Annotated in this window: 15 protein-coding genes and 1 pseudogene; 13 read left to right on the top strand and 3 right to left on the bottom strand. The window is 52.8% G+C overall.

All coding sequences use genetic code 11. The annotated features are described in order from the left end of the window. Window positions 1-429 precede the first annotated feature (429 nt). From HP15_RS11915 to HP15_RS11865, 11 genes and pseudogenes are all read left to right on the top strand, one after another. A complete protein-coding gene (locus HP15_RS11915; RefSeq protein WP_227499625.1) occupies window positions 430-1,524 on the top strand; it encodes a capsule biosynthesis protein in 1,095 nt (364 codons plus the stop codon). After that, complete coding sequence (locus HP15_RS11910; RefSeq protein ID WP_041645344.1) at window positions 1,521-2,315, top strand: glycosyltransferase family 2 protein; 795 nt, start codon at window positions 1,521-1,523, stop codon at window positions 2,313-2,315. The genes HP15_RS11915 and HP15_RS11910 overlap by 4 nt, the downstream gene beginning before the upstream one ends. A gap of 1 nt (window position 2,316) precedes the next feature. Further along, a complete protein-coding gene (locus tag HP15_RS11905) occupies window positions 2,317-3,264 on the top strand; it encodes a UDP-glucuronic acid decarboxylase family protein (protein WP_014577690.1) in 948 nt (315 codons plus the stop codon). A gap of 8 nt (window positions 3,265-3,272) precedes the next feature. Continuing rightward, on the top strand, window positions 3,273-4,229 hold the full coding sequence (locus tag HP15_RS11900) for an NAD-dependent epimerase/dehydratase family protein (protein WP_014577689.1): 957 nt from the start codon (window positions 3,273-3,275) through the stop codon (window positions 4,227-4,229). Between the two features lie 34 nt (window positions 4,230-4,263). Beyond that, complete coding sequence (locus HP15_RS11895) at window positions 4,264-5,430, top strand: nucleotide sugar dehydrogenase (protein WP_041646280.1); 1,167 nt, start codon at window positions 4,264-4,266, stop codon at window positions 5,428-5,430. A 51-nt stretch (window positions 5,431-5,481) separates the two neighbouring features. Then, entirely contained in the window at window positions 5,482-6,039 is a 558-nt protein-coding gene (locus HP15_RS11890) for a sugar transferase (protein WP_014577687.1), read from the top strand. Between the two features lie 83 nt (window positions 6,040-6,122). Then, window positions 6,123-8,056: pseudogene (locus HP15_RS11885) on the top strand (polysaccharide biosynthesis protein). A 74-nt stretch (window positions 8,057-8,130) separates the two neighbouring features. Further along, window positions 8,131-9,264, top strand: a complete 1,134-nt coding sequence (gene wecB / locus HP15_RS11880) for a non-hydrolyzing UDP-N-acetylglucosamine 2-epimerase (RefSeq protein ID WP_014577685.1) — start codon at window positions 8,131-8,133, stop codon at window positions 9,262-9,264. Between the two features lie 13 nt (window positions 9,265-9,277). Further along, entirely contained in the window at window positions 9,278-10,531 is a 1,254-nt protein-coding gene (wecC, locus tag HP15_RS11875; RefSeq protein ID WP_041645342.1) for a UDP-N-acetyl-D-mannosamine dehydrogenase, read from the top strand. 43 nt (window positions 10,532-10,574) lie between these two features. Beyond that, window positions 10,575-11,966, top strand: coding sequence for an MBL fold metallo-hydrolase RNA specificity domain-containing protein (locus HP15_RS11870; protein ID WP_014577683.1), 1,392 nt, complete (start codon window positions 10,575-10,577; stop codon window positions 11,964-11,966). A gap of 142 nt (window positions 11,967-12,108) precedes the next feature. Beyond that, window positions 12,109-12,477, top strand: a complete 369-nt coding sequence (locus HP15_RS11865; RefSeq protein ID WP_014577682.1) for a histone-like nucleoid-structuring protein, MvaT/MvaU family — start codon at window positions 12,109-12,111, stop codon at window positions 12,475-12,477. Between the two features lie 36 nt (window positions 12,478-12,513). Here the strand turns inward: HP15_RS11865 and HP15_RS11860 are convergent, their stop codons facing one another. Next, the gene (locus HP15_RS11860) at window positions 12,514-13,467 is read right to left on the bottom strand and encodes a GGDEF domain-containing protein (protein ID WP_014577681.1); all 954 of its coding nucleotides are present in this window, start codon (window positions 13,465-13,467) and stop codon (window positions 12,514-12,516) included. 3 nt (window positions 13,468-13,470) lie between these two features. Further along, window positions 13,471-14,499 (bottom strand): response regulator, encoded by a 1,029-nt coding sequence (locus HP15_RS11855; protein ID WP_014577680.1) that lies wholly within the window; start codon window positions 14,497-14,499, stop codon window positions 13,471-13,473. A gap of 351 nt (window positions 14,500-14,850) precedes the next feature. On the opposite strand from HP15_RS11855, the gene HP15_RS11850 reads away from it, so the two are divergent. Then, window positions 14,851-15,735: a hypothetical protein gene (locus tag HP15_RS11850; RefSeq protein WP_014577679.1), complete on the top strand. Its 885-nt coding sequence runs from the start codon at window positions 14,851-14,853 to the stop codon at window positions 15,733-15,735. A gap of 49 nt (window positions 15,736-15,784) precedes the next feature. Further along, a complete protein-coding gene (gene sbcB / locus HP15_RS11845) occupies window positions 15,785-17,230 on the top strand; it encodes an exodeoxyribonuclease I (RefSeq protein WP_014577678.1) in 1,446 nt (481 codons plus the stop codon). A gap of 58 nt (window positions 17,231-17,288) precedes the next feature. Here the strand turns inward: sbcB and HP15_RS11840 are convergent, their stop codons facing one another. Next, window positions 17,289-19,289, bottom strand: coding sequence for a tetratricopeptide repeat protein (locus HP15_RS11840; protein WP_014577677.1), 2,001 nt, complete (start codon window positions 19,287-19,289; stop codon window positions 17,289-17,291). Window positions 19,290-19,431: the final 142 nt, after the last annotated feature.

Here is a 19,431-nt window from a genome sequence, read left to right as displayed (position 1 = left end):
GCTTTTCGGCCTCACGTTGAGCATTTGATATATCTTTCAGAATTATTAAAAGCGAAGGGGCATAATGTTTACTTTCTTACGTGTGATTCTTCTGTATCCAACTGCTACGCCCGTGAAATCAAGGGCTCTGGGCGAATAAGCGAGTGCAGTAAATGTATACTAGGAGGCGTCCGCTCATACACTAACGAAAACATTACCTCCGTGGTTGATCAAAAGACTGATCTAACCGAGCGTCAGTTGGATCGAATGGCTTTGTCAAGCTCCTGTACTTTGTCACGGACTGAGTCCGATGTTGAATGGAATGATAGGGAAGTAGTCGAAATCCGACGGTCTCTATATTCACCTATAGGTTCCGTGTACGAAAGCACCAAACAATGGATAGCAGACAATAGCCTAGAAGGTGTCATCTGTTTCAATGGGCGCATGGATTTGACTCGTGGTGTCACCTACGCCTGTGAATCAGTGGGTATTCCCTTTATAAGCCATGAACGGACATGGTTTGGGGACGGTATCCAGCTGGTGCCGAATGGCAACTGTCTCGGTCTGAAAGCGTTGGGTGAGCTTGTTTCAGAGTACAGCGAAAAACCATTGACAGTATCCCAAGCCAAATATGCAGGAAAACTAGTAGGAGATAGGTTCCTGCAGCGAAACTCATTGGAGTGGCGCCTATATAACCAAAATCCCGAGCCTGCTCCTTGGCCAACCAGGACATCCGGAAAGAGGGTTCTAATTGTACCGAGTAGCAAGAACGAGTTCGCCGGTCATGAAGACTGGGAAACTGGGTGGCAGGATAACACCCAGGCCCTTGACGACTTTTTCGAGGTCTACGACATCCACCCAGAGCAAGTAGTTTTACGGTGCCACCCTAATTGGTCTGAAAACATTGGGCGGGTAACGGGAGAGCGTTCGCTCAGGCTTTACCGGCAATGGGCGGAAGATCGAGGAATCCATTTCATCAGTAGTGAAGAGAAGGCAAGCACATACGACCTCATACAACAGTCAGATATTGTTGTTTTGAATGGGGGAAGTTCAGCTGTAGAGGCCGGGGCGTGTGGTAAGCAGGTTGTGTGTCTCGGGCCAGCTCCTTACGAGAGGGCGGGGTTCGCTCAGATTTTCCTGTCACGCCAGGATATGGAAGAGAGTGATCTACTTGATTTGGATGAGGACCTGGTGCGGCGTAAAACCCTTAGGTTTTTATACGTTCGGTCTCATCGTTATCCCCAGTTCGTGGATTATGTTAAGGCGCTGGAAACCACCAAGTATCAATATCTTGAAGGTGCAGACCCTGATCGCATCATCAGGCAATTTGAGACTGGCAACATAGAGGCAGACGATCCGGTCTTTTCAGAATTCGAGAGTTCAGAAAACGAGGTGCTTTCGCTGCTTCGGCAGAATGCCTGGGGAGAGTTGGCCGATTACGAAGTCCCAAAAACTGTTGGCCAGCCTTATCAAGTTAATCGTCGTTTTGCCTTTAGATGGGTCGACGGTTTTAGATCTATGTTTTCTAGAGGGGATCGGGGGTGAGTAAGACTTCAGAGCAATCAGTAACGATAGTTACGCCCGCCTACAATGCTGAAAGATTAATCGACTCTACAATTCAATCGGTCCTCAACCAAACCTTTGACGATTGGGAGATGCTTGTTGTTGATGACTGCTCGACTGATGGAACACGAGAAATCGTTCAAAAGTGGGCGGAAGAGGACCCGAGAATTAAATTGATTGCACTCAGCGCTAATTTTGGGGGGCCAGCAGGCCCACGGAATATTGGCGTGAGAGAAGCGTCTGGGAAATATGTTGCCTTTTTGGATTCTGACGACATTTGGCATCCAAGGAAGCTGGAAATCCAATTGCAGGTGCTATCCAAGTCTAATGCGAGTTTCGTTTGCTCGCAGATGAAGGATTTCACGAGTGAGCAGGAAATATCGTTTGATAGTATCGAGCGATATGACCTTGAAGAAGTTTCGTTTAAGCAACAAAGCTTGCGCGCGCGGATCCCTACTTCCAGCGTGATTGCTGAAAGAGATCTTTTAAAGGCAGCTCCATTCGTAGAAGGCATTAACTATAAGGCTGTCGAAGACTATCACTGCTGGCTGAGAATTCTTGAAAGAACCCCGAAATGTATAAAGGTTCGCGCTCCGCTGCTTTTCTATCGAAAGATCGAGGGTCAAATATCCGGCTCCAAGATGGCTATGATGAAAAAAGTTTTCATGGTGCATTGGGACTACCCTGGAAGGAGTCTTTCTCAGGCGGTGTTTTTAACCCTGACCCATGTATTGGGTGGTTTGTATTTCAGATTTATAAAGAAAGGAATGTGATATGAGAGTACTTGTAACTGGTGGGGCTGGTTTTCTAGGGTCTCATCTGTGTGAACGCCTCTTGAATGAAGGCCATGACGTCCTTTGTGTGGACAACTTCTTTACGGGGCGAAAGCGGAATATTGCCCACCTTATGAATAACCCTTACTTCGAGGTAATGAGGCACGACGTCACATTCCCCCTTTACGTGGAAGTCGACCAAATCTATAACCTTGCGTGCCCCGCCTCTCCCGTACACTATCAGCACGACCCGGTACAGACTACCAAGACGAGTGTTCACGGCGCGATCAACATGCTGGGTCTTGCAAAACGATTGGGAGCGAGAATTTTCCAAGCGTCCACCAGTGAAGTGTACGGCGACCCGGAGGTACACCCCCAGCCCGAAAGTTATTGGGGTAAAGTTAACCCAATCGGAATACGGTCCTGTTACGACGAAGGGAAGCGATGCGCGGAAACGCTGTTCTTTGATTACTACAGGCAGCATAACCTCCCAATTAAGGTGGCCCGAATTTTCAACACCTATGGTCCTCGGATGCATCCCAACGATGGACGTGTCGTCAGTAACTTCGTTGTTCAGGCGTTGAAAGGAGAAGACATCACGATCTATGGTGAAGGGCAGCAAACCCGGAGCTTCTGCTATGTGGATGATCTGGTCGATGGTTTCGTCCGTTTGATGAATTCACGGGAAGACTTCACCGGCCCGGTTAACTTGGGTAACCCAGGTGAATTTACCATCAGAGAGCTCGCGGAGCGCGTGATTGAATTGACTGGTTCGTCTTCCGAATTGATTTTCAAGCCCCTCCCACAGGACGACCCAAAGCAGCGTCAGCCGAACATTGAGCTTGCGCGTGCTGAATTGGGTTGGGAACCCACGATTAAGCTTGATGACGGCCTGAGAAAAACAATCACCTATTTCGATGATTTGCTGTCTATTAAAGATCTGGATTGAGTTGTTCCATGGAAAATAGGGTTCTCGTTACCGGTGCCACGGGATTCGTCGGGCGGGAGCTATGCGCCCGGCTTGTGTCTGCTGGAAAGGACGTCGTAGCGGTTGGCCGTGGCGGCAATTTAACAGGGCCTTCAGGTCTGACATATCGACAGCTGGATTTGGAAACGGACGATCTGCAACAGCTGTTTTCAGGCGGTATCGACGCGGTTGTTCATTTGGCGGGCCAGGCACATGGGAAGGGCGGTAGCGAACGCCAGGAACTGGATGGCTTCAGGCGGGCGAATGTGAATGTGACGCTCAGGCTTGCTGAGGCGGCGATTCAAGCCGGTGTTCGGCGGTTCGTGTTTGTTAGTTCGATTGGCGTGCACGGGACGGCGACCAAGGGGAGGTCAATATCTGAGAACACGCCATTCAGCCCCGGCTCTCCTTATACGCAATCAAAGATGGAGGCAGAGGTGGAGCTAACCCGCCTTTTCGAAGGGGTTGGTTCTTCTGAACTTGCCATTGTTCGCCCTCCGCTTGTTTATGGCGCTAAAGCGCCGGGGAATTTTGGAAGTCTTCTTCGGCTCGCGAATTCTCCTGCTCCGCTCCCTTTTGGTATGTGTTCAAACCGTCGCAGTCTGATATCTGTGGGAACTTTGGCAGATTTCCTTATTGCGTGCATTCAGAGCACCGAAGCTGGAAACCAGGCCTTTGTTGTAGCGGATTCCTCAGCCGTCTCAACCGCAGATATCGTGTCGTCGCTAAGGCGTGGAATGAATAGATCTGAAAGGCTCATTCCCGTTCCGTCGGCTCTTGTGGCTGCTGCTTTGAGGTTAATAGGGAAGCGAGAAATGTACACACAGCTTTTCTGCGATTTGGAGATCGACAATGAGAAGGCGAGAAGGCTTGATGGATGGGCGCCTTGCGATAATACCAGGTCAGAACTGGAGACAGTCGGAAAACTTTTTTATGAGTCTCAGTGATCGAAACGAATTTTGAATTAGGACCCAAATGAAAATGAAAATTGCAGTGGTTGGTACCGGGTACGTTGGTTTATCAAATGCTGTCTTGCTGTCTCAGCATAACGATGTCATTGCTCTGGATATAGATGACAGGCGCGTTGGCATGGTGAATGAGAGGCTGTCGCCGATAGAGGATCCAGAAATTGAGTCTTTTTTGGTAAGCAAAAAACTCAGCCTCAAGGCCACCACCGATAAGACCATCGCTTATGAAGATGCCGACTTTGTGATAATTGCGACGCCGACAGATTATGACCCTGAAACAAATTATTTCAACACGAAAACCGTGGAGTCGGTGATTTCAGATGTCCTCGAAATAAATCCGGGGGCGCTGATGGTTATAAAGTCCACCATTCCGGTAGGTTTTACCGCGATGGCTAGAGCCAAGTACGGTACGGAGAATATCGTTTTTTCTCCCGAATTTCTGCGTGAAGGTAGGGCACTCTACGATAATTTATACCCCTCAAGGATCGTTGTTGGCGAGCGCTCTGCGAGGGCTGAAACCTTTGCCAAGTTGCTTTGCGATGGTGCGCTTAAGGAAGACATTCCAACACTATTTACAGAATCGACAGAAGCTGAAGCCATCAAGCTCTTTGCCAACACCTACCTCGCTATGCGGGTCGCTTTTTTTAATGAGCTTGATACCTATGCGGAGACGCATGGGTTGGATAGTCGGCAGATTATCAATGGCGCATGCCTCGACCCACGAATTGGCGACTTTTATAACAATCCGTCATTTGGGTATGGAGGCTACTGTCTGCCAAAAGACACAAAGCAGTTGCTGGCTAACTATTCGGATGTGCCACAGAATTTGATCAAAGCGATAGTGGATGCCAACACTACAAGAAAAGACTTTATTGCGGAGGCTGTAATAAAGAAACGGCCGAACTGTGTTGGTATCTATCGTTTGATTATGAAGTCAGGTTCAGACAATTACCGAGCTTCAGCGATCCAGGGTGTTATGAAGAGAATCAAGGCCAAAGGGATTGAGGTAGTCGTTTATGAGCCGGTAATTGAAGAGGATCAGTTTTATGGGTCGGAAATCGTAAACGATTTGGATCAATTCAAGCAAAGATGTGATGTAGTCATTTCCAATCGCATGGTGCCGGAATTATCAGATATTCAAGATAGAGTTTACACTCGCGATTTGTTCGGCAGTGATTAATCGGGAACAGAACCGATTGGAGCTTGTCCCTTCCGTCACCAAGGAGTTTATGTGATTCGTGCTTTCGATGTTTTTTTTGCGCTACTAGGGTTGGTTTTTGGCCTTCCTTTGCTGCTACTACTAGTTGTTGTCGGGCTCTTTGACACGGGCTCACCTGTTTTCATGCAGGAGCGGGTGGGCCGACACAAAAAGCCGTTTACCCTGGTTAAATTTCGCACGATGAGTAAAGAAACACTGTCTGTCGCCAGTCACCTTGCTAGCCCTGCTGCGATTACACCATTCGGTCGCTTTCTGAGACGAACCAAGTTGGATGAACTGCCGCAACTATGGAATGTGCTGAAAGGCGAAATGAGCCTTGTGGGCCCGAGGCCGTGTCTCTTCAATCAGGAAGAGCTCATAATGGAACGTGAAAAACGCGGTGTTTTGGCTGCCAGGCCGGGTATTACTGGACTTGCCCAGGTGAACGACATTGATATGTCTACGCCAACACTCCTGGCAGAGACGGATCAGAAAATGCTTCAGAATCTGACTTTGTCGGCCTACTTCAAATATATTTTGATGACTGTTTCAGGGAAGGGTGCCGGAGACAGGGTGCCCGGAAAACACTGATTGGCTGGTTCAAAGCATCGTTTGCGCTCCTTGTGTCTTATAATATCGAGTGCCTTGTATTTTTTAGCTGGTAAAGGAAAACCATGTTCCAGAGATTTCTGAATCTTTCCCGGGTTCACAAGAGACTGATATCGGTCTTCGCAGATGTCGCCGTGCTGTTTTTGCTCTTTGGGCAGCGTTTTCGCTTCGTCTGGACCAGCAGTTCTGGGTGCCCGACCGGGGCCAGCTTATCGTCTCGGGTCTCACCGTCGCTATTACCATTGCGGTATTCGTTAAGCTGGGTCTTTATCGGGCGGTGATCCGTTATCTGAGCGACCGGGCTTTTATCACGGTCATCACTGGTGTCTTTGTATCTGCGATTACCCTGATTTTGCTTGGGTACTGGCTTGAGGTGCTGGTGCCCCGCTCCGTTCCCATAATTTACGGTGCACTGGCCTTTATCTTCGTGAGCGGTACTCGCATGACAGTGCGCATGTTGGTGAACCGACCGAAGCACAATAATAAGCAGTATGTAGGCATTGTGGGTGCCGGAGAAACCGGGCTCCAGCTCGCAAACGCGCTTGACCAGGGCACGGAGTACCATCCGTGCGCGTTTATCTCTCTTTTGAAGGCGAATCACAGAGCACTTGTGAATGGTATCCCGGTTTACGATATCAGCCATATTGAGCGCGTTGTAAAAGATCACCGGATTAAAAGGTTACTGTTGGCCCTGGATGCTGATTCAGGCATTGATCGTAAGCGGTTACTCAAGAGGCTTGAGCCTCTGGCCATTCCGGTACAGACCGTTCCCACCATGTCAGAGTTGGTGGCAGGGCAGGCACGAATCAACGATATCCGGGATCTGGAGATTGAAGACCTACTGGGCAGGGATCCCGTTCAGCCAGACAACGCTCAGGTGGCTGCAAGCCTGTATAACCGGTCTGTACTGGTTACGGGTGCAGGTGGTTCCATCGGTTCCGAACTGTGTCGGCAGATTATTCGCCACCGGCCGGCTCGTTTAGTACTTTTTGAACAATCGGAGTTCTCACTTTATGCCATCGAGCGTGAGCTGCAGGCACTGAACTCCATTGAGGGGTTAGGGGTGGAGATAAACCCCTTGCTTGGAAGTGTTACCCATCGCAGGCGTTGTGAAACGGTCATGCGGAGCTTTGGCATTGAAACGGTTTACCACGCCGCTGCCTACAAGCATGTGCCACTGGTTGAGCATAATGTGATCGAAGGTGTTCAGAATAATGTTTTCGGTACTTTCCACGTGGCGGAGGCAGCAATCGCGGCTGGAGTGCAGCGATTCGTTCTGATCTCTACGGACAAAGCAGTACGCCCAACCAACGTTATGGGCGCCAGCAAGCGGATGGCTGAGCTGGTGCTTCAGGGGTTGGCTCAAAGGCAGTCCGGGACCATTTTCTCTATGGTTCGTTTTGGGAATGTCCTCGGCTCATCCGGTTCTGTGGTTCCGTTATTTCGAGACCAGATTCGTGACGGCGGACCGGTAACAGTAACCCATCCGGACATCATTCGTTATTTCATGACCATCCCTGAGGCGAGCCAGTTGGTTTTGCAGGCTGGCAGTATGGGCCAGGGTGGAGAGGTGTTTGTACTCGATATGGGCGAGCCCGTGAAGATTGCGGATCTGGCTCGCAAAATGATTCATCTTATGGGGCTCCTGGAAAAGACGGATGACCGACCGGATGGAGATATTGAGATTGTGTTCTCCGGACTGCGGCCTGGAGAGAAGTTGTATGAGGAGTTGTTGATTGGCGATAATCCTCAAGGCACTGCCCATCCCCGCATCATGATGGCCCGAGAAGCTTCTATGCCGTGGGAAGAAGTGGAACAGACGCTCAACGGATTGATTCGAGCCAGTCATGAGTTCGATTGCCAAGGCATTGTCGACATCCTGAAAAATGCGCCGACTGGTTTTTCGCCAAATGGAAGCGTTGCGGATCTTGTGTGGTGCAATGGCGCCAAAGATGTCATACCCTTTCAAGTAGAAAAGGTGAGACAGCTTCATCAGTGAATTCGTTAGGTAATTGAACAGGGACTGGCAGTCGTCGCTGGCAGATGTTTGCTTTTGGAACGTATTTCTTGATTATGGACAAGATCAAAACGCTTTGTGTTTTTGGCACCCGCCCTGAAGCCATCAAAATGGCTCCACTTGTACTTAGATTAGCTTCTGACGCCCGCTTTGATGCGGGCGTTTGTGTAACTGGCCAACACCGGGAGATGCTGGACCAGGTGCTGGACCTCTTTGGCATTCGTCCGGATTTTGATTTGAATATCATGAAGCCCGGGCAGGACCTTACCGATGTGCTGACGGGTATTCTGGTAGGTATGCGAGACGTTCTTTCCAGAGCGCGTCCGGACATTGTGCTGGTTCACGGTGACACAGCCACTACTTTCGCGGCTTCCCTTGCTGCCTATTATCAACAGATTCCGGTAGCACATGTGGAGGCGGGATTGCGCACGGGCAACCTCTATTCGCCATGGCCGGAGGAGGCGAACCGTAAGCTGACAGGCGTTCTCACACGCCTCCATTTCGCGCCCACGCCTAAATCGGCTGAAAACCTCGTACGGGAAGGTGTTCCACCATCCCATATAGAGGTTACCGGAAACACGGTCATCGATGCGCTCCTGACAGTGGTTGCGCGCGTGGATGCTGATCACCAGTTGCGTTCGGGGTTTGAAGAGCGCTTCGATTTTCTGGACAGCAATAAGAAGCTGATTCTGGTTACTGGCCATCGACGAGAAAGCTTCGGCGGAGGGTTCGAGCGAATTTGCCAGGCACTTGCGAAAGTGGCGAAACGGTACCCGGACTGCCAGATCCTGTATCCGGTTCATTTGAATCCCAATGTTCAGGAGCCTGTGCGGCGGTTGCTTGGGGGCGTTGATAACATTCGGCTGATAGAGCCTCTGGACTATTTACCGTTTGTTTATTTAATGAATAGGTCTCACATAATTCTGACCGATTCAGGCGGTATACAGGAAGAGGCACCCTCTCTTGGCAAGCCGGTTCTGGTGATGCGCGAAACCACAGAGCGCCCTGAAGCGGTGGATGCCGGCACGGTTCGCCTGGTGGGTACTGATGTCGACTTGATCGTAAGTGAGGTTGAGCGCCTGCTAACCGACGAGGCGGCGTACAAGGAAATGGCTTTTGCACATAACCCATACGGGGATGGCAAGGCCTGTGAACGCATTGTTGAAGTCCTGTCACACAGGGAATGGTAGAGAGGTTAAGGATATGGCTGTTGGTACGATTTGCGTCGTAGGGCTTGGGTATATAGGCCTGCCTACGGCGGCCGTGTTTGCGTCCCGAAAGTTCAAGGTTTTTGGTCTGGATGTGAACAAGGAGGTAGTGGACTCAATTAATCGGGGCGAGGTTCACATTGTTGAGCCCGACCTCGACATGGTCGTCAATGCGGCAGTAATGCAGGGATACCTGCGCGCCACTTCTGAGGCGGAGCCGGCGGATGCGTTTTTGATTGCTGTGCCAACGCCCTTCAAGGGCGATCGTCACGACCCGGATCTCACCTACGTCGAAGCCGCAAGCAGAAAGATTGCGCCAGCTCTCAAGAAAGGGGACTTGGTAATTCTGGAATCGACGTCTCCTGTTGGAACCACTGAACAGGTTGCCGCCTGGCTTGCAGAGGAAAGGCCGGACCTTACGTTCCCCCAGCAAGTCGGTGAGAGTTCCGACATTCGCGTGGCCCATTGCCCTGAGCGTGTCTTGCCTGGGCAGATTTTGCGTGAGCTGGTGCAGAATGACCGGGTGATTGGTGGCATGACAACCCGGTGTGCCGCAGCAGCTGCCGATCTTTATAAAGTGTTTCTTAAAGGCGAGTGCGTGCTCACCACTGCGCGCACCGCTGAGTTGTGTAAGCTCACTGAAAACAGCTTCCGCGACGTCAATATTGCTTTCGCAAATGAGCTATCTGTTATTTGTGGTGCGTTGGACATCAACGTGTGGGAGCTGATTCGGCTGGCCAATCGCCATCCCCGGGTCAACATTCTTCAGCCCGGTCCGGGTGTTGGCGGGCACTGCATCGCAGTGGATCCCTGGTTTATTGTCAGTAGCGCGCCTGAAGAGAGCCGCCTGATTACGACAGCCCGTCATGTTAATGACGACAAGCCGCGATGGGTGATTGACCAGGTCAAAGCTTCGGTTGCTGATTATCTGCGTGACAATCCGGACAAGAGCATCCGTGATGTAACCGTGGCTTGTTACGGCCTGGCTTTTAAAGCCGATATTGATGATCTGCGTGAAAGCCCGGCCTTGAACATTGCCCGGGCTTTGCTCGCTGAGCATGGAGGCCCTGTTCAATTGGTGGAGCCAAATATACGGAGGCTTCCTGATTGGCTGGCCAGGGAAAAGCTGGTCACCGTCGATCACGCCCTGAAAGAGGCGGATATACACGTCCTTTTGGTTGATCACGCGGAGTTCAAACGGGTGAGGCCGCAACAGGGCATAATTGTGGATACCAGAGGTACCTGGTAAATCCGTTACCGGCTTGGAAGCCAAACTCGACAAGGATGTCAGAATGATCAATATTTCCCACCACGGCGCCACCTCCGGCGTAACCGGCTCGTGCCATGAATTGTCCCTGTCTCGGGGATCCCAAAAGAGTGGCATTCTCATCGACTGCGGCCTGTTCCAAGGCCAGGATGAAGGCCGCGGCGCTTCTGCGTCTGATCTCTCCATTGATTTTCCCATCGAACACATCCGGGCTTTAGTGGTCACCCATGTGCATATCGACCACGTCGGCCGCATTCCTTATTTGCTGGCGGCGGGGTTCGACGGCCCCATCATTTGTTCCGAACCCTCGGCCATTATGCTGCCGGAGATCCTGGAAGATGCCCTGAAGATCGGCTTCACCCGTGACCGGCAGTTGATTGAGCGGGTTCTGGGGCTGATTCGTTCTCGCTTGGTGCCGGTACCTTATGGCCAGTGGCACTCGGTGTTTGCTGAGGGTGATTGCTCGCTGTCGGTTCGGCTTCAAAGAGCTGGGCATATTCTGGGCTCTGCCTATGTGGAATGCGATGCCCGTGAAGGGGAGACTGAAGAACGGATCGTGTTCAGTGGCGATCTCGGGGCGCCTCATGCTCCATTGTTGCCGGCCCCCCAATCGCCTGAACGGGCGGACCGGCTGGTGATTGAGAGTACTTATGGGGATAAGGACCATGAGGACCGGGAAACGCGGCGTTACAGGTTGAAGGCGGTATTGGAGCACGCTCTTGAAGATGGTGGAACGGTATTGGTGCCTGCGTTCAGTATTGGCCGGACGCAGGAGCTGCTTTATGAGATTGAAAGTCTGATTCATGAGTTTGGCGGAGAGCTTTGGAATAATCCGGAAATAGTCGTGGATTCACCATTGGCAGCAGAGTTCACGCGGATATATCGGGATTTGAAACCCTATTGGGATGCCGAGGCCACTGAGTTGGTTAAGCAAGGGCGGCACCCGTTGTCGTTTGAACAACTGACGGTTATTAGTTCCCATGAAGAACATCTGAATGCTGTGGATTATTTGGCGCGGTCTCATCGCCCCTGTGTGGTTTTGGCCGGTTCCGGGATGTGTGCCGGCGGCCGCATCGTCAATTATCTCAAAGCAATGCTGGGTGATAAGCGAAATGATGTATTGTTTGTGGGATATCAGGCCGCGGGCACTCCCGGGCGTGATATCTTGAACTATGGCCCCAAAGGGGGCTGGGTTCAGTTTGATGGAAACCGATATGATATTCGGGCCCGGATTCATCAGGTAAGTGGGTATTCCGCCCATGCGGGGCAATCGGATTTACTTCGATTTGTTCAGGGTATTTCCCAAGCCCCGCAAGAAATTCGTATTGTTCACGGGGACGAAGACGCTAAACAGGCATTCAAAAAAGAGTTGGATAGACGTGGATTCCACAATGCTTTGATTCCCGTTGGTAGTTAAACCAATTCCAGGCTTCTCGGAATTAATAACTCTTAAATAAATAAGCTTTGCGGTACCCGATTTATTGATTTATTATTTTTTGGACTTTTAGTCAACTCCAATTAAGTTTTTAAAACCCCTATTTGAATAAGGTTTTAATTCCATGGCAAAGATTAACGACTATTACCAGAAAAAACAGCTTATGGAAAAGCTTGCTGCAGAGCTGGAACAGCTTGAAAAAGACCAGGCTCTAAAAGGTGAACTGGAGTTTGAAAACAAGGTTCGCGCCTTGATGAAGGAGTATGACAAGTCACCGAAGGATGTGCTTCAGATTCTTTCTGCTATTGATCCTTCCGTGTCTGGCGGCAAAGCTGATTCAACGGCTGGTAGCCGCCCGAAGCGCCCGATGAAGACTTACAAGAACCCGCACACCGGTGAAGTGGTCAAGACCCGCGGTGGCAATCACAAGACGCTGAACGAATGGCGTCAGAAGCATGGTAAGGAAGCTGTACAGAGCTGGCAGCAGGACTGATACCAGTCGGCCCTTCTTCTTTCCGGCGGAGGGCTGTTAACTCACCACCACTCGGTTTCGACCACCTTCTTTCGCCGCATATAGCGCCTCATCTGCCTTCTGCATCCACTGCATATAGTTCTCAGGCTCTTCCGTTAACTGGGCGATGCCAATGCTGACGGTATACCGGATCGGTGCCACGCTGGTTTCGACTACGCTCTGCTCTATGCTTTCTCGTATCCGTTCGCAGATGATGCGTGCGCCCTCGGCGTCCGTTTCCGGCAGTATGATGCCGAATTCCTCACCGCCGTAGCGCCCAGCGCTGTCGGATTGGCGGATAGCGTTGCGGGTGAGACTTGCGGTGTGTTTGATCACTTCGTCCCCTGCCAGATGGCCATGGGTGTCATTAACCGGCTTGAAGTGGTCAATATCAAACATCACCAGGCTGGTGGTGTGGCCGTAGCGGCGGAAGCGTTCGAATTCGGCGTCCACCAGGTTTTCCCAGGTGCCCCGGTTGAGCAGGCCGGTCAGGCGGTCTGTCATGCTCAGCTTGGCCAGTTGTTCGTTGGCTCGTTCCAAGGCCATTTTGCTGCTGGCAATGTCGGTCACGTCGTAAACCATCAGGCACACTTTGTTCACTTCCCCCGTGGTGCCGGAGAGTGGGCTGATGGTGAGATTCTGGAACATGTACTCTTCGGTGCCGGTGATGGGCCGGGTATTGCGGAACTGGAACAGGTAAGGGCGTTGCTCCCAGGAGGTAAAGGCTTTGGTGTTAAGCAAGGCCACGGCGTCTACTTTTCGGGTCAGCCAGGCTTGAGGGATATCCGGGAATACATCGAACAATACCTGACCCTGGATCCTGCTCGCGGTGATGCCGCTGTGGTTTTCCATGAATCCATTCCAGACTTCGACTTTGAAATCCAGGTCCAGGACTACCAGACCGACTTCCACGGATTCCAGCATGTCCATCAGCCAGTGAAAGGAGTTGGCTTCAGATTCTTCTATGGCCATGAGTCAGTCCACCAGATATTGCAGGCGATCTTCGAGAAAAGGCACTGAATCTTCGGTAAGAAGGATCAGCATGTCGCATTCGATGTCCCGGTCTTCCAGGGCGTAGCAGATTTCGATACACAGCAGCTGTTCTTCACGGGCGCTGTGATGTTCCAGCAACTCGGTAATTTGGCGGTGCTGCCCCAGCACCGTGGGGTGGCCAAGGCCGAGTTTCAGGTCGAGCTGGTCACCAATGCCTTTGAGGAAGGCTCCGAAGAGTATGCTGGACATATCCATCAGCACTTCTACGTTCACCGCTTCACCCTCAAGGGTGTCGTAGTGGAGCATTTCCGCCATTTCCCGAAAACTGGCGTCTGCGAACAGCAGAAGAGCTTCTCCGGCGATGCCGGCCCCGGTGAAGCCCTGGCACACGGCGGAATAGGTGTCGCTGTCGCTGACCGAGGAAATGGCCATGTGCAGTTCGGAGTTGGCCAGGAAGGCGACCTTGGGAATCGGCTGTTTGACGAAGACACGTAACAACCGGGCCAGCAGGTCGGAGGACCGGCCCATGGCGACGTTGGAAATTTCCTGCAGGTAGTCGTTCAGGGAAACGGAGATTTCCGGAGCGGCACTGCCTGTGCTCTTCAGGCTGCTGTCTTGTAGCGCCGAATCTTCGAGTTCTCCGGGGCGGTACACTCCGTATTCCACCAGTAGGTCAAGTACGGTGCAGGTTTCTGTCGGCTTTTTGATGAAGTCGAGGGCGCCAAGCTTCTTGACCCGGTCCCTGGCTTCGGGCTGGATATCGCCGGAAACGACGATGGTCATGACCGGCAAATCTTCCTTGCGAACCTGTTCCAGCACCTGATAGCCATCCATCTCTGGCATGTTCAGATCCAGGAACAGCAGCTCTGCCTCTCCCCCGCGCAACTTTTCCAGCGCTTCCACACCGTCCTTTGCGAAACTGACGTCTCCGCGCAATCCCTCCGGCAGCGCCCGGGCCATTTGCTTTCTGGCAAGGGCTGAATCGTCGCAGATCAGTATCCGGGTGGTCATTGATGGGGCCGTAGAGGGTTGGTCATAAGGTGCGAAAGTATACCAGTAGTATTTGTTATGTACACGTTTGCTACAGCATTCGTAACAATGGGTAAGGCGTTGTAAGTATTTTAAGCCAAAGGTTTTGTGACTGTATTCAAAGTTGGTTGAGTATTACTGAATTGTAAACGGTGATTGTGACTCTGCTCACTCTATTGGCCGATCTGCCTTGGTTATAGTGTGTGTGCGGCAAATAAAAAATAATGTAAAACCCTGCCGCCTGTGAGCACCGGAAAACCAAAAACAAACCGGGCTGCAGTGGAGTCGGGCGTCGGAAACTGACTCTAAATAACTAATTCAGAGACGCAAAATATGAGACAGCAGGCGTATGGATACGCTGCCGTCACCCTGTTCTGCCTGGGTATTGCGCCCGTTGCCCAGGCCGAGCTGAAGCCCATTTCAGAGGAAACAATGGGTGAGGTGACCGGGCAGGCTTTTATGCAGATTGAAAACATCCAGGATATACCGGGTAATCCGCATGAGTTCACGCGCATGACGCTGACCATGGATGTGGAAACCCGGATGAACGTGGATGACGTGCAAGCCGGCGAACTTGATGGCGGCGTGGACTTTGCCGCGCAGCATGTGGCGCTTGGCCATATTGCCCGTAATGACGGTCAGCAGTTCAATGGCCGCACCTACAGTGCCGGAGATACCGTTCATTTCGAGGCGTTCAAACCCTACATCGAGCTGGCGGAAGACCCTGCCGAGGGTAAGCTTTCCGGCTTTCGTATGGGGTTTGGACAGGCGAGAGGGTCGGTTTCTTCGCTGACTAGCAGTTTCAGTGGCGATATCGGCCTGAAGTTGGTTGATGGATCCGGGCAGGAATTCGACGCGACGCTTTTTGATGAGAACACCCAGGCTACCAATTACCGGGCCAGTCATATCGGTATTGATGATGGAACGGCGGACTGTGCCTCGGGCACCCATTGCGCACCCTTGACCCACCTGCAGTCGCTGTACGTCGGCGAAGAGGGCGCTGATGGCGTGACCGATTTCACGAACGACTTCTTCATTGGCTTCCAGCGCGAGGGTTTGGAATGGCAGAGCCCGGACGGTACCAATGTCATCAATGCTGGCAAAGGTGTTTTTATCAATCTGCCTACAAGCATGAAAGTGGACATGAGCCAATTGATCAGCCAGGGCGTGGACCGGTTGCAGACCCATCGGGACGATATGGGTACCCAATTGTTTTAAATGCTAAACTCCTGCCAGTGTTTAACCCATTCGGCAGGAGCTCAGTCCCTTGATCCGCTCGTTTTACTGGCACGATTACGAAACCTTCGGCGTAGACCCGGTTCACGACAGGCCTTCCCAGTTTGCCGGCGTGCGGACGGATGCGGATCTCAACATCATCGAAGATCCGCTGGTGATTTACTGCAAGCCAGCGGACGATTACCTGCCATCGCCCGAAGCCTGTCTGATTACCGGGATCACCCCGCAAAAGGCCCTGGAAGATGGCTTTCCCGAGGCAGAGTTCATCGCCCAGATTAATGAAGCCTTCAGCCAGCCAGGCACGTGCGTGGTGGGCTACAACAGCCTGCGCTTTGACGACGAAGTGACCCGGCACACCCTGTACCGCAACCTGCGCGATCCCTACGCACGAGAATGGCAGAACGGCAATTCCCGCTGGGATATCATCGATATGGTACGCCTGACCTATGCCCTGCGACCCGAAGGTATCAACTGGCCCCGCAAGGAAGATGGCAGCCCCAGTTTCAAACTGGAGGAGCTGACCGTTGCCAACGGCATCGCCCACGAAGCGGCCCACGATGCCATGTCGGATGTTGAAGCGACCATTGCAATGGCCAAGCTGATCAAGGAGAAACAGCCGAAGCTCTTCGATTTTGTTCTGCAGAACAAAGACAAACACTCGGCTCGGGCGATGTTGGACACGGCTGCCATGAAGCCGGTGTTCCATATATCCGCCAAGTACCCGGCCAGCCGTGGGTGCTGTGCACTGGTTGCTCCGGTGGCCGAGCATCCATCCAACAAGAACCTGGTGATTGTTTACGACCTGCGCGAAGACCCCACCGAGCTGATCAACGCCAGCGCTGAGCAGATTCGTGAGCGTGTGTTTACTTCCCAGGCGGAACTGGGAGAGGGCGTCAGTCGCTTTCCGCTCAAAGGCGTGCAATTGAACAAGTGCCCGGTGCTGGCGCCGGCGAATATGCTATCCACCCTCTCTCCGGAGCGCCTCGAAGAATTGGCCCTGGACGGGGATACGCTGCGAGCCAACCTGGCCATGCTGCGCAAGGCGCCGGATTTGCCCTCCAGAATTGCCGAGGCCTTCGACCAGCCCCACGAAAGCGACCTGACAGACCCGGATGAACAGCTCTATGCAGGTGGCTTTATCAGCAAAGCCGATCGAGAGAAGCTGAACTGGGTGCTGGAACAGCCGGTTGAGACGCTTGGCGAGCTGGAGGTGACCTTTGAAGACGATCGCCTGCAGGAGCTGCTCTTTCGTTATCGGGCGCGGAATTACCCAGGTAGCCTGGTGGGCGAAGAGATGGAAAGGTGGGAGGAGTTTCGCAGCCAGAGATTAATGCACCCGAAGAAGGGTTGGCGGTCTCTGGAGGCTTTTGCCCAGGAACTACAGCGTCTGGCTGCAGACCCGGAACTCACGCCGCAAAAGCGGCATATCCTTGAGGATCTTCATTTGTATGGGGAGTCTTTAATCCCCTACATCTGAGGATCGGAGTGCGGAAGCGAGGTCAGATGATACTCTGCATCTGACCTCGGGTTTCTGTTCACCGCCGCTTCAGGAAATAGACGCTCAGATTCTGCCCCATCAGACTCTGCACTTCACTGCCGAGGGCTTCTGCCTGGATCTGCTTCTGAACCGGTGCGGTAGCGAGGCTGTGGCCATCCACATCCCGCGCTTTCACAAGCTTCCACTCCACCTCGTTACTCGCCATGGCCATCAGCTCTTTCAGTTGGGCTGTGTCCTGCGGCCGGAACCATCGGTCCCTGCAGCCCCCGAGGCTGTAAAAATCAGCGTCGGCGGTCAGTTCCTGCCAGGCGGCATCGTTGCGATTGGCAAGAACCATCCGTCGGAGTTGGCGCAATGTCTGTCGCGTGGGTTGTAGCTTGTGCTCACTGACCAGTTTACGAATCTGTTTGTCACCAGCCGTTTGTTCCGCAATGGCAGTGTGCATGTGCACCACTGCACCAGAACCAGTGGCTTGGTTAATCAGGGCGGCAAGCGAAAGGGTGTTCATGGCCGGTGAGGGCAGGCGACCAACTTCAATCCAGTGCACCTGGTGGCCATCCGCCACAAAACGCTGGGCGATGGACCAGGGCCAGAACACGATGTTGTCCATACCCATCTCGTTGGCCATGCGTGTGGCTTTGGCGATGTTGGCCAGAGATTCATCCACCGCGATCACTTCCACATCGTCCAGATAGCCGGCCAGTTCCATCGCCCGCTGGCCAGACTGCGCACCGCACACCATGATCCGAAGGGTGGCCGGGAGATTGTCCGTGTCCAGCCCCAGTTCAGTGGCCATCAGGGTTTTCAGGCTGCTTTCGGTACGATAGGCCAACCGGGACCAGGACGGCCATGCTTGGGGAACATCGGTCTTCTCCAGGCAAAGCTCCTCGGCCTTCTCATCGAAATTCTGCTTGATGGCTTCGTCTTCGGCCCGATCGTAATAGCTGGCGGCCAGGACTGACTGTAATGCCAGGGGCCAATCCACTAGGTTCCATTGGCCAAGTTGTACCGCGAAGGGCTGATGGAAGAGGGCACCATACATGGCGCTGATCATCAGTGATCCGATGAGTCCATCCTGTTCCTCGCCAAGGGCAAACTGGGCCTGGATGCTGTCGTTGATTGCTGAGACCAGTCGTTCTTCGTCATCTTCCGCAGCGAGGGCATAGCCGGTTCTGTCGGCGTACTGAGCGATGGCCAGCGTCAGGCGCTGCAGCTCGTCCCGAAGTTCAACGGTTTGCGCTACTTCGGCAATGATCGCCCGACGAAGCATTGTCACCAGTTCTTCCACGGCCGGATTTGGCATCAGAGTTTTCTGGAGGGCAAGGATCAGCAGTTCATCTTCGCTGGCCGCATCCAGGAAAATCTGTGCATCCGGGTTATCCAGATCGTACTGTTGATAAATAATCGCGCCGACAAACCGACCCAATTCCTGGTGCGGCAAACCATCCCTCTGAAGCAAGGCGATCGCATCACGGGCCAGTGCGGAATCGGCTTTGCTCACTTCCAGGTGTTGGGCGCAAGCGAGCATCCCGCTGTATACGGAATCCCATTCAGCGCCGGTTTCCAGAAGCTTGCGATAATGCAAATAAGCCACATCAAACTGCCCCTGCAGTCGCTTGGAATGGGCAACGCCACAGAAAGCGGCGGCAGATTGCCGGTCACACTCCAGGGCCTGCAGGAAATACTGCTCTGCAAGCGCCGGCCGCTCGGTTTTCAGGGCCCAGTAACCCAGGTTGCGATACTGCTGCACTTGCCCCGGCTGATGATTCAGGCTCGCGTTAAACAGGGTGTGTGCCTTCTCAAGCTGCCCGTCGTCCATCTCCACACGGCCAAGCAGGCCCAGCCCACCGGCATGCTCCGGCTCCAGAGCCAGCGCCTCGTTCAGATAGCCCCGACATTCCTGCCGGGCCTTCAGCCGCTGGATATGGCTGAGGCCGTTGCTGTTGGACTCCCCATAGGCAAGGTTGGCCTGCAGAAGCAGGCGGGCAACCTGGGCCTGTTGGGATTGGGATATCTGTACTTGATGCTTGGCTTGCATGGGACACCTCTTGGATACAGCCGCAATGGGATGCGGCAAAGGTCTGCAGTTTTTGACGGTTTGCCGTGCGTTGAGAGAGGTGTTGCGAAAGGTGTGCCAGTTTGAGGAAGCAAGGCATCTAATGAAGAATGCGATTTTTATC

The organism is Marinobacter adhaerens HP15, from assembly GCF_000166295.1.
In the GTDB taxonomy this organism is placed as follows: domain Bacteria; phylum Pseudomonadota; class Gammaproteobacteria; order Pseudomonadales; family Oleiphilaceae; genus Marinobacter; species Marinobacter adhaerens.
Note: the sequence above shows the minus strand (reverse complement) of the source record. Positions and strands in the feature narration are given on the sequence as shown.